Source organism: Sphingobium sp. (assembly GCF_048594625.1).
Taxonomy (GTDB): domain Bacteria; phylum Pseudomonadota; class Alphaproteobacteria; order Sphingomonadales; family Sphingomonadaceae; genus Sphingobium.
In genome coordinates, this window is sequence record NZ_JBMDWL010000018.1 from 1 (window position 1) to 11,507 (window position 11,507).

Genomic DNA, 11,507 nt, shown 5'->3' on the forward strand with positions numbered 1-11,507 from the left:
TTGTTCGAGGATCGCCCGGTGGTGATCGCGCGCGCCGGACATCCGCTGGCGGGGACGAAGCCGGATCTGGCCGAACTGGCGCAATATCCGTGGATCGTAGCCGCAGCAGGTGCGCCATTGCGGGAAAGCTGGGAGGCGCTGTTCGATGCGCAGGGCATCGACCTGCCGGTCGTGCCGATCGAATCCGGATCGGTCATGACCATTCGCCAGATTCTGATCGACAATGATTTTCTCACTTTGTTGTCGCCTGATCAGGTGGCGGTGGAACTGGAGGCGGGCTGGCTGTGCCGGATCGACACGCCATATCCGCCGACCAGTCGATCGATTGGCGTGACGACGCGGGCATCCTGGCGGCCGACGATCGTACAGAGGGAATTTATCGACGATCTGATGAACGTATCGCGCGACTGATCGAAATTACGATACCCACACCTTTATCCATGACAATGATATTTAGCCTGAACTTATGGATGGATAAGTGATCCGATTTGTCCGGTCCGGCATGCGGGCACATGATCGCCGTCATGACAACCGACATCACATTGATCGGATTTGGAGAGGCGGGCAGCACATTTGCCGAAGCGGGTGCCTGGCGCGCGCGGGCGGTGGCCCATGATCGCGATCGGGGCCGGGGCGATGTCATGCGACGACTGGATGTCGGATGTGGCAACGGGCTGGCCGACGCGCTGACGGGCGCGAAGCTGGTCCTGTCGCTGGTAACGGCGGATCAGGCGCTGATCGTGGCGCAGGACGCGGCTGCGCTGTTGGCGCCGGGGGCTATCTTCTGCGACATGAACAGCGTCGCGCCGCAGACCAAGCAGGCAGCAGCGCAGGCTGTCGAGGCGGCTGGTGGCCATTATGTCGATATTGCCGTGATGGCGCCCGTCGATCCGGCGCGCCTGTCCGTTCCGCTATTGTTGAGCGGCGCAAAGGCGGGTGAGGCGGAGGCGCAGCTGCGCGCGCTGGGCTTTGCCAATATCCGCGTGGTCGGCAGCGATGTCGGCCGTGCCTCTGCGATCAAGATGATCCGTTCCGTGATGGTGAAGGGGATCGAGGCTTTGACAGCCGAATGCGTGCTGGCCGCCAATCGGGCGAATGTGCTGGATGAAGTGCTGGCGTCGCTGGATGCCAGCGAGAAGGCCAAGCCATGGGCTGTGCGGGCGGACTATAATCTTGACCGGATGCTGGTGCATGGCACCCGCCGCGCTGCCGAAATGGAGGAAGTCGTCCGGACGCTGGAGGGCCTTGGCACTGGCGCCGCGATGACGAGCGCCACGGTCGAGCGGCAACGGACGATCGGGGCGCTGGGTATGAAGTCGCCGCCCGATGGACTGGGTGCGAAGATCGGACGGATCATGCGGGAATGAGATGAATGTCCGGGCGGTCGCCATGCGGCGACACCCGGTAAGTCGGCCGTTGTCGACGTCATGCGATAAGTTTGGAGAAGTGAGCGGATGAGCCTGATTATTGATTGCCACGGTCATTATACCGTCCTGCCCAAAGGCCATGACGCCTGGCGTGAAGAACAGAAGGCCGCGTTCAAGGCCGGCATGCCCTGTCCGGCCTATCCCGACATCAGCGACGCCGAAATCCGCGAAACGATCGAAGCAAACCAGCTGCGCCTGATAAAGGAGCGTGGCGCGGACTTGACGATCTTTTCCCCCCGCGCTTCGGCGATGGCGCCCCATGTCGGGGACGAAGCGATGGCGAAAGAATGGGCAATGCGCTGCAACGACCTGATCGCGCGGGTGGTGGACATGTTCCCCGAAACCTTCGTCGGCGTGTGCATGCTGCCCCAGTCGCCCAAGGCCGACATGACGAACAACATCGCCGAACTGGAAAGATGCGTGAAGGAACTGGGCTTCATCGGCTGCAATCTCAATCCCGATCCGGGCGGCGGCCATTTCCAGCATCCGCCGCTGACCGACCGTTACTGGTATCCCTTCTACGAAAAGATGGTGGAACTGGACGTCCCGGCGATGATCCATGTGTCGGGCAGCTGCAATCCGGCCATGCATGCGACCGGCGGCTATTATATTGCTGCCGACACCATCGCCTTCATGCAGTTGCTGGAAGGCGACCTGTTCAGGGATTTCCCGACGCTGCGCTTCATCATTCCGCATGGCGGCGGCGCTGTGCCCTATCATTGGGGGCGCTACAGGGGCCTTGCCGACATGCTCAAGAAGCCCGACCTGTCGACCCATTTGATGAACAATATCTTCTTCGACACCTGCGTCTATCATCAGCCCGGCATCGACCTGCTGGCCGATGTGATCGAAAACAAGAATATCTTGTTCGGATCGGAAATGGTCGGCGCGGTACGCGGAATCGATCCCACCACGGGTTTCTATTTCGACGACACCAAACGCTATGTCGATGCGCTGGACATCAGTGACGATGCGCGCGCCGCGATTTTCGAAGGCAATGCCCGTCGCGTCTTTCCGCGGCTGGATGCGAAGTTGAAGGATCGGGGTCTGTGATTACCGAAGATCCCCGGCATCAGGATATTCATGAATATCTGGCGGAGATGGAGGATATTCCCGGCACGCGGGTATTCACCGCAGCACGGGCGCGGATCGGCTATCATCTGAACCAGTTCGCGATGAGCCTGATGAAGCCCGAAAACCGTATTATGTGGAAGGCGGACGAGAAAGCCTATCTGGCGCAATGGCCACTGACCGTCGAACAGAAGCAGGCGGTGCTGGATCGCGACTATAACCGGCTGCTGGACCTGGGCGGGAACATCTATTTCCTGTCGAAGATTTTTTCTACCGACGGCCTGAGTTTCGTACAGGCGGTCAGCACGATGACCGGCGCCAGCGTCGAGGATTATCAGGCGATGATGAACGCCGGTGGCCGGTCGCCCGACGGCGTGCGGTCGAAGAAGGAGAACAGATAATGGCGCGCATCACTGCAGGCGTTGCGTCCAGCCATGTGCCGCTGCTGGGCGTGGCGCATGACCAGAAGAAGGATCGCGACGCCTATTTCGGGCCGATCTTTGCCGGTTATGACTGGACCCGTGCATGGGAGAAAGCGGAGAAGCCCGATGTCGTGATCCTGGTCTATAACGACCATGCATCGGCATTCGATATGAAGATCATTCCGACCTTCGCCATTGGCTGTGGCGAACGTTACAGGCCAGCCGATGAAGGATGGGGGCCGCGTGTGGTGCCCGACGTCATCGGTCATCCCGACCTTGCCTGGCACATGGCGCAGAGCCTGATACTGGACGAGTTCGACATGACCATCATCAATGAGATGGATGTCGATCATGGGCTGACCGTGCCGCTTTCCATGATGTTCGGCGACGTCGATGCCTGGCCGTGCAAGGTGGTGCCGCTGGCGGTGAATGTCGTGACCTACCCGCCGCCGTCGGGCAATCGCTGCTGGGCGCTGGGCGAAGCGATCCGCAGGGCGGTCGAAAGTTTTCCGGAAGATTTGAACGTCCAGATCTGGGGAACCGGCGGCATGAGCCACCAGTTGCAAGGACCGCGCGCGGGGCTGATCAACCGGGAATGGGATAATATGTTCCTGGACGGGCTGATCGGTGACAGCGACCATCTGCGCCATATTCCGCATATCGAATATCTGCGCGAAACGGGCAGCGAAGGCATCGAAATGGTAATGTGGCTGATCATGCGCGGGGCGATGGGCCACAATACGCGCGCGCTGCACCGCCATTATCATGTGCCCTGTTCCAATACCGCCATCGGCCATCTGGTGCTGCGCCCCGACAATGGCGAAGGACTGGACATGACCGGCAGCGATTTTGGAGCCGTGGCGGCCGAATGAGGATTTTCCCCTTCGCTTGCCGGCGAAGGGGCGGAAGAGGGGCTGTCCTTCAACTGCGATTACGGGCCGGACGGAGAGACAGCCCCTCTCCCCGGCTCTCTTCCCTGCAAAGGGGGAGAGGGAGTGAAACTATGCGTATTGCGCTCGCGGGTGCCGGTGCCTTTGGTGAAAAGCATCTGGATGGCCTGAAGAATATCGACGGCGTGACCGTCACGTCGATCATCGGTCGCGAACTGGACGCGACGGAGAAGGTCGCGGAAAAATATGGCATCGGCCATGTGACCACCGATCTGAACGAAACGCTGGCGCGAGATGACGTGGATGCGGTGATTTTGTGCACGCCCACGCAAATGCATGCGGCGCAGGCGATCGCCTGCATGGATGCGGGCAAACATGTCGAGGTGGAAATCCCATTGGCCGACAGCTGGGCCGACAGTCAGGCCGTGCTCGCCAAGCAGAAGGAAACCGGCCTGACCTGCATGGTCGGTCATACGCGCCGTTTCAACCCATCGCACCAGTTCGTCCACAACCGGATCAAGGCGGGTGAATTCAACATCCAGCAAATGGATGTGCAGACCTATTTCTTCCGCCGCAAAAATATCAACGCGAAGGGTGAGCCGCGCAGCTGGACCGATCATCTGCTGTGGCATCATGCCGCGCATACGGTCGATCTGTTCGCCTATCAGGCCGGGAAGATCGTGTCCGCCCATGCCATGCAGGGGCCGATTCATCCCGAACTGGGCATCGCCATGGACATGTCGATCCAGCTCAAGAGTGAGACGGACGCCATCTGCAGCCTGTCGCTGTCTTTCAACAATGATGGGCCGCTCGGCACCTTCTTCCGCTATATCGGCGATAGCGCCACCTATATCGCGCGTTACGACGATCTGGTGAACGGGAAGGAAGAACCGATCGATCTGGCCGGTGTCGCCATTTCCAGCAATGGCATTGAACTACAGGATCGCGAATTCATCAGCGCGATTCGCGAAGGTCGCGAACCCAACAGCAGCGTTTCCCAGGTGTTCGATTGCTATCGCGTATTGGGTGAACTGGAAATGCAGCTCGGCTGACCGGCCTTCCTGATTGGCGTGGTGCAGGGAAGGGCGTGATGGACATATCCATCGCGCCCTTCGCTGTTATCAGGCGGTCAGCAACGGATGCGCCATGCGCAGGTCGTCGAGCAGATTTTCGATCAGCGACACATCATGCACGCTGCCGGTTGGGGTGGCGCTCCAGTTGCAATGCGGGTGCGTGGCCGGGCTGTAGAGGCGCAACGGACCAATCGCCTTGCGCCAGTGATGCTTGCTCTTGCCGTGATCGCGCAACAGGCGTGCGACCAGCATGTCGATGATCCGGTCCGTCGTCATGTCGCGACATGTAGAGCGGGGACCGGTCCGGTCAACCAAAGTGTCGACGACGCCCTCAGTCCTCCGGCTCCATTCGATAGGCGCTGGGCGAACGGCCGACATGGCGGGTGAAAAAGCGCGAAAAATAGGCAGGATCTTCGAACCCGACCGCATAGGCGATCTGCGCGACCGACAATTGCGAATAGAGCAGCAGACGTCGCGCTTCCAGCAGGGCGCGATCATCCAGCATCTGCGCAGGGGATGTAGCCGCGACATGCGCACAGGCGAGGCGCAACGCGGTCAGGCTGGTGCCGAGCGCCTTTGCATGGACGGTTACCGGCTCACGGTGGCGAAAACGCTGTTCGATCCGCGCGCGCAATCGCGCGACCAGTGCGGCCTGACGGGCCGTGCCGGGCTGCGCAGACTGCGCCAGCGACATATGGCGTAGCGCCATCACCATCAGGGTGAGGAGGGAGGCTTCGATGGCGGCGCGCTGGCCGGGGCCGACCCAGCCCAGTTCCTGTGCCATGCGGGTGATGACGGTTCGAGCCATGTCGCCCTCATCCCCAGAAAGGCTGGCGACATGCGCTCTTGCGAAGAGAGGGGCAAGGTCGGGGTCGCGCGCGGTCAGGTGATGCAGATAGGCGTCCGCGATGGTGGTGACATGACCGCTGGATTCGCTGTGCCAGCTAAAGCCATGCACGATGCCCGCCGGGATCAGCAGCAGGCAGGGCGCATCGAAGCTGACCCGCGCAGCTTCCGCCTGCATGCTGCCACCGCCCTGCGCGATCAGAATGATATGATGGAGGTCGCGGTGCATGTGCGGGCGGATCGTCCATTCGCTGGGGCGGGAGCGATCATCCAGACTTTCCACATGAACAAAGCCTTCCGCCACGCTGCGTTGCGGTTCGCCATAAAGATAAAAGCTGGGAACGGGGGCGATGGACATGATGGATCGTCCACATATGGTCCGGTTTGATCTCGGGTGCAACATGCTGGGCCATCCGGATCAATGACTCGACCGGTTTCGCGACGACATGAACAAATATGAACGATCTGACAGGATATATCCAATCCATCGGTCATTATGACGAAGATGGCTTTGGCGGTTTCGGCCGACTTCATAATGGTCTACAGGAACGCCGGCGACGAAATTAAGCGGATGGATGATGATTTTTCAGGCTGATCATATGAAGCGTGGCATCGGCTATTTGGCGGCTACATGGGTTCTGTCCGCTCTGGCGCCTGCTTCACTCCATGCCGCCGACCCCGCGCCCTTCGAATTGCCCGGCCCCGCGCTCGATATACTCGTCATGCGGGGGCAACAGAGCCTGCCAATCGCACAGGTGCCCAGTCTGGCAGAGGGGGATCGGCTTTCGATTGAGGCGGACCTGCCGGAAGATCAGGGCGCGCGCTTCATCCTGGTATCCGCCTTCCTGCGCGGTGCGACCAATCCGCCGCCAAAGGATTGGGTGCAGTTCGCCGAAACCTGGAAAAAGAAGGATAAGAAAAAGGCGCTGGTGCTGACCGTGCCGAAGGGCGCGCGTCAGATGGTGTTGTTCCTGGTGCCCGACACGGGTGGCGCCGAAGGCGTGCTGTCCGATGTGGTGCGTGGCAAGCCCGGCGAATTCGTGCGGGCGACGCAGGATCTCAATCAGGCCTCGCTCGACCGGTCGCGGCTGGACGCGTTCATGGCGGCGATCAGGGCGCAGGAAAACAGTCATCCCGAATATCTGCGCAGCGTCGCGCCCACGCTGGCCCGCAGCCTATCGATGAAACTGAACGAGGATTGCCTGTCGAAGGTTGTCGAAATGCAGGCGTCATGCCTGCTCGACAACCGTGAATCGCTGGTGCTGGCCGACGTGCATAGCAGTTCGATCGCCGAAACGCTGACCGGCGCCCCCACCGATCTGGCGCTGCAACTGAGCGCAACGCGGGAGGGCGGCTATGGCTATTACAGCCCCTATATCGGCGTGGTGCGCGACGTCGCGAAGATTTTCGGGGCATTCAGCAGCCCGCAGTTCGATTATCTGCCGACCATCAGCGTGCGCAAGAATGATGGCATATCCTTGTTGCTGAACGCAGCCCCGTCTTTTCAGAAACCCAAATCGGTCATGGTCGTCGCCATGCCCTCCATCGAAGCGAACAGCCCGCCACGGCTGCGTCGCAATGGTGATGCGCCGATCTGTGCGGCTAGAGCGGGTACGGTCCTGCCGGTGGAAGGTGCGCCGCTCATCTTTTCCACAAACTATGCGCGCGACGTGACATTGAGCCTGAAGGCCGCGTCCGGCGAAACCGTCGAACTGCCGCTGGAGGCACGGGCCGACCGGGGTGGATATGTCCTGACCGGCGCAGATCTGCCTCCGGCCTTCAAGGGGACGGTGGAAGGGCATCTCTACGGTCATTGGGGCTTCGACCGGTTTGAAGGGCCGGATTTCGCCCTGCAAATGCCGGATGGCGGCAAGTGGACGGTTGAGGGGGACGCCGCTTCGCTGGTCGTCGGCCGCGACAATGGTCTGATGCTGAAAGGCAGCGCGCCATCCTGCGTCGAAAGCGTGATGGTTCGGCAAGGCGATGGCGCCCCCCGGCCGCTGGAATGGAAGGTGCAGGGCCGCGACGCGCTGGCGCTGACGGTGCCGCTGACCGATCGCAAGCCGGGGGCGCTCAGCATAGAGGTGAAATATCAGGGTGTGGCGCAACCCTCCGTCATCGCCATGCGCAGCTACGCTCAGGCGAGCCGGATCGACAGGTTGCTGCTGCATGCGGGCGACAGGGCGGCGATATTGTCCGGCCAGCGGCTGGATCAGGTGGAAAGCGTTGAGGCCGGCGAACTGTCGTTCCGCCCCGATGGATTGACCCGCGAAGGATCTGCCGACCGGCTGCGACTGGCGGCGGCGGGCGATGCCGTGGCGCCCGAAGCAGGCAGCGAAATGGCTGCGCGGGTCAAGTTGCGCGACGGTCGTATCGTCAACATGAATGTGACCGTTGTGGCGGCAAGGCCGCAGGTCGCGTTGCTCAGCAAGAATATCAGCGTCGGCGCACCGCCCGCTGACGGCAAGGCGCTGGTGCTTAATGGCGACGATCTGTTGCCCGACAGCGGACGGCTGGTCTTTTCCATCGAGGCTGGCGCGAACACGAAATTGACGCCGACCGACGCGATCGAGATCGCGCCGATGGATGATGGCGCGGCGACGCGTCTGACGACCGCCAATGGCCTGCGGCTGGAAAGCGGCAAGGTCATGGTGGCCACACTGGACCCGAAGACGCTGGCGTCGGCATTGTTCGGCCCGCTGCGTTTTCGTCTGCTGCGCGGCAATGAAGCGAGCGACTGGCAACCGCTGGTCACGCTGGCGCGCCTGCCCCAGATCGAGGCGATAGCCTGCGAAAACGGCGCGGAAAGCTGCACCATCAAGGGGCGCGATCTGTTCCTGATCGACGCCGTCGGGGCTACGCCGACGCTGGATAAGGTCGCGCAGGTCGCGCACGGCTATACCGGATCGTCGCTCAACACGCCCGCGCCGCAGGATGGAAAACTCTACTTACGACTGCGCGATGCGCCGGGCAGCATCGTGGAATTGCCAGCGACGTAACAAGGCGGATAGTCCATCGGCTCTGCCGCGCCGGTGAACCTGTGATGCCGGAATTTCCTGTCTGCAATCGGCATGGATTTGCTCAGGTCGGTTGGATCGTCCAAATGACTGGCTGATCCTGCCATGTCGCCTTTCGCAGCGGCGGCGCATCATCGCTCTCAACAGTAGAGAGAGGATGATCATGCGGACGCAAGTCGCCATTATTGGGGCCGGACCGGCGGGATTGATGTTGGGGCATCTGCTGCGGGCCGAGGGCATAGACGCCGTCATCGTGGAACGGGCATCGGCGGATTATATATTGGGCCGTATCAGGGCGGGCGTGCTGGAGCGCACGACGACCGATCTGATGGATCGTCTGGGGCTCGGCGCGCGCATGCATGCGCAGGGATTGCCGCATGATGGCTTTCATCTCGCCGATGGCGAACGGTTGATCCGCATCGACATCGGCGCGCTGACCGGACGACAGGTCATGGTCTATGGACAGACGGAGGTGACCCGCGATCTGATGGATGCGGCGATCGATAGAGGGCTGGAGATCATCTATCAGGCCGCGAATGTGGCATTGCATGATGTGGACGGCAATGCCCCCTATCTGACCTATGAAAAGGACGGCACGATCCATCGCATCGACGCCGATTTCCTGTGCGGGTGCGACGGTTTTCATGGCCCGTCGCGCAAGATGATACCAGCGTCAGTGGCGACGGCTTATGAAAAGGTCTATCCGTTCGGCTGGCTGGGCATATTGGCCGATGTGCCACCATGTAATCATGAACTGATCTACGCCAATCACGATCGCGGCTTTGCACTGGCATCGATGCGGTCGGAAACGCGCAGCCGCTATTATATTCAGGTGCCGCTGGACGAACGGGTCGAGGATTGGCCTGACGATCGCCTATGGGATGAACTGGCCATCCGCCTCGGCCCGGAAGCCGCTTCGCATATGACGCGTGGCCCTGCGCTGGAAAAATCGATCGCGCCGCTGCGATCCTTCGTTTTCGAACCGATGCGTCACGGTCGCCTGATGCTGGCGGGCGACAGCGCACATATCGTGCCGCCCACCGGAGCCAAGGGGCTGAACCTTGCCATGTCGGACGTGCATTATCTGTCGGAAGCGATCATCGGCTATTTCCACCGGAATGATCGGGAAGCGATAGCCGGTTATTCCGACAAGGCGCTGGCGCGCGTCTGGAAATCCGAACGCTTTTCATGGCAATTGACGAAATTGATGCATCGCTTCCCGGATGGTGATGCGTTCGACCGCCGGATGCAGGTGGCCGATCTCGATTATATCGCCTCATCGGTCGCGGCGCAGACCACGATCGCGGAGAATTATGTAGGATTGCCGCTTTAGATATGAACAGCCTGCCCACTCGCACAATCGGCCCGTTCACCGTCTCTGCCATTGGTCTGGGCTGTATGAACCTGTCCCACGCCTATCTGCCGCGGCCCGACATGGCGGATGCGGGGCGACTGTTGTGCCACGCGCTCGATGCGGGCGTGACGTTGTTCGATACGGCGGCGCTTTATGGCTTTGGCGCGAACGAGGAGTTGCTGGGGCGCACGCTGATGCACCGGCGTCGGGAATTTACGCTCGCCAGCAAATGCGTGCTGGCGGAAATAGACGGGAAGCGCGGACTGGATGGGTCGCCCGGCGCAATCACGCGGGTGCTGGAAGATTCGCTGCGGCGCCTGCGGGTCGATCATATCGATCTTTATTATCTCCACCGTGTCGATGCGAAGGTGCCGATCGAAGAATCGGTCGGTGCACTGGCGCGGGCCGTGGAGGCCGGGAAGATCGGGGCGATCGGTCTGTCTGAAATGTCGGCTGCGACCATGCGGCGCGCCCATGCCGTCCATCCCATCGCGGCGATGCAGACCGAATATTCGCCCTGGGTCCGCAATCCGGAAATCGCGGTGCTGGATGCCTGCGCCGAACTGGGGGCAGCGTTCGTGGCCTTCTCTCCGCTTGGTCGCGGGTTGCTCGCTGGCAATCCCAACGCGGTCACCCTTCTGCCGGGCGATATTCGTGGCGCGATGCCGCGTTTCCAATCCCCGCATCTGGAAGCCAACCTGCGTCTGGTGGAAAAGTTCAGATCGCTGGCTGAAGACGCTGGGCGTACGCCAGCGCAGCTCTGTCTTGGCTGGGCATTGGCAAAGGGCAATCATGTCGTGCCGATTCCCGGTACGACAAGCATCGCTCATCTCGACGAAGATATGGCGACCCTCTCTCATATATGGCCGGACGATCTGCTGGCGGCGGTCGATAGGCTGTTCTGCGTCCATGCAGCTTCCGGCCCACGCTATCCGCGTGATGCACAGGCGCAGGTCGACACCGAAATCTGGGCCGGAGAATCGCTGGCGTGAATCGGATTGCCGATTCTCCAGCCAATTCAGTCGGTTGATTCGCGAAAAATGGAAAACGAGCGGCTGACGGGTCGGTTCGATCCATCCGCAAGCGATCCGTATGTGTTTTTTTTATGGCATTGAAAACGCCGGAAAAGCTGGACTTTTCGCCGTTCTGCGCCTGGCATTCTCTACCATTGCAATGGAAAGTTCAAAAAGGTTGTTGACCGAATCGTGGGGTCCGCCTAGAGGGCTTTTCACCGGACGGGGCGGCGCTGCTGAGGCGCCAGACTGGACGGTCGCCAACATAGACGGGATGGACCTCCCTCGGAAGAAGTTTCGAGGCGGGAAGGCTGTCCCGGTTTATTTGTCGGTTCTTTGACATTGTCGGTTAGATGAAGGGACATGTGGGCGGCGGCTCGGTGTTGTGGTGGCT

At 61.0% G+C, this 11,507-nt stretch carries 11 protein-coding genes; 9 read left to right on the plus strand and 2 right to left on the minus strand.

What is annotated here, in order from left to right:
• The 6 genes from ACOJSJ_RS02135 to ACOJSJ_RS02160 form a co-directional block, all read left to right on the plus strand.
• A partial coding sequence (locus ACOJSJ_RS02135; protein WP_420143340.1) for a LysR substrate-binding domain-containing protein occupies nucleotides 1–411 on the plus strand: 411 nt, incomplete at its 5' end.
• 113 nt (nucleotides 412–524) lie between these two features.
• Entirely contained in the window at nucleotides 525–1,367 is an 843-nt protein-coding gene (locus tag ACOJSJ_RS02140) for a DUF1932 domain-containing protein (RefSeq protein WP_420143341.1), read from the plus strand.
• 87 nt (nucleotides 1,368–1,454) lie between these two features.
• Nucleotides 1,455–2,480 carry an amidohydrolase family protein gene (locus tag ACOJSJ_RS02145; RefSeq protein ID WP_420143342.1) on the plus strand — a complete coding sequence of 342 codons (1,026 nt, stop codon included), beginning with the start codon at nucleotides 1,455–1,457 and terminating at the stop codon, nucleotides 2,478–2,480.
• Nucleotides 2,477–2,899 carry a protocatechuate 4,5-dioxygenase subunit alpha gene (ligA, locus tag ACOJSJ_RS02150; protein WP_420143343.1) on the plus strand — a complete coding sequence of 141 codons (423 nt, stop codon included), beginning with the start codon at nucleotides 2,477–2,479 and terminating at the stop codon, nucleotides 2,897–2,899. Before ACOJSJ_RS02145 ends, ligA begins: the two co-directional genes overlap by 4 nt.
• The gene (locus ACOJSJ_RS02155) at nucleotides 2,899–3,792 is read left to right on the plus strand and encodes a class III extradiol dioxygenase subunit beta (RefSeq protein WP_420143344.1); all 894 of its coding nucleotides are present in this window, start codon (nucleotides 2,899–2,901) and stop codon (nucleotides 3,790–3,792) included. Before ligA ends, ACOJSJ_RS02155 begins: the two co-directional genes overlap by 1 nt.
• 131 nt (nucleotides 3,793–3,923) lie before the next feature.
• Nucleotides 3,924–4,862, plus strand: a complete 939-nt coding sequence (locus tag ACOJSJ_RS02160) for a Gfo/Idh/MocA family oxidoreductase (RefSeq protein WP_420143345.1) — start codon at nucleotides 3,924–3,926, stop codon at nucleotides 4,860–4,862.
• A 69-nt stretch (nucleotides 4,863–4,931) separates the two neighbouring features.
• Here the strand turns inward: ACOJSJ_RS02160 and ACOJSJ_RS02165 are convergent, their stop codons facing one another.
• Together ACOJSJ_RS02165 and ACOJSJ_RS02170 are read right to left on the minus strand one after the other, a co-directional pair.
• On the minus strand, nucleotides 4,932–5,159 hold the full coding sequence (locus ACOJSJ_RS02165; protein ID WP_420143346.1) for a hypothetical protein: 228 nt from the start codon (nucleotides 5,157–5,159) through the stop codon (nucleotides 4,932–4,934).
• Nucleotides 5,160–5,214: 55 nt separating this feature from the next.
• On the minus strand, nucleotides 5,215–6,087 hold the full coding sequence (locus tag ACOJSJ_RS02170) for a helix-turn-helix domain-containing protein (RefSeq protein WP_420143347.1): 873 nt from the start codon (nucleotides 6,085–6,087) through the stop codon (nucleotides 5,215–5,217).
• 241 nt (nucleotides 6,088–6,328) lie between these two features.
• Here ACOJSJ_RS02170 and ACOJSJ_RS02175 point away from each other — a divergent pair, with 241 nt between their 5' ends.
• From ACOJSJ_RS02175 to ACOJSJ_RS02185, 3 genes are all read left to right on the plus strand, one after another.
• The gene (locus tag ACOJSJ_RS02175) at nucleotides 6,329–8,728 is read left to right on the plus strand and encodes a hypothetical protein (protein ID WP_420143348.1); all 2,400 of its coding nucleotides are present in this window, start codon (nucleotides 6,329–6,331) and stop codon (nucleotides 8,726–8,728) included.
• A 181-nt stretch (nucleotides 8,729–8,909) separates the two neighbouring features.
• Entirely contained in the window at nucleotides 8,910–10,079 is a 1,170-nt protein-coding gene (pobA, locus tag ACOJSJ_RS02180) for a 4-hydroxybenzoate 3-monooxygenase (protein ID WP_420143349.1), read from the plus strand.
• Nucleotides 10,080–10,081: 2 nt separating this feature from the next.
• Nucleotides 10,082–11,092 (plus strand): aldo/keto reductase, encoded by a 1,011-nt coding sequence (locus tag ACOJSJ_RS02185; protein WP_420143350.1) that lies wholly within the window; start codon nucleotides 10,082–10,084, stop codon nucleotides 11,090–11,092.
• Nucleotides 11,093–11,507 lie beyond the last annotated feature (415 nt).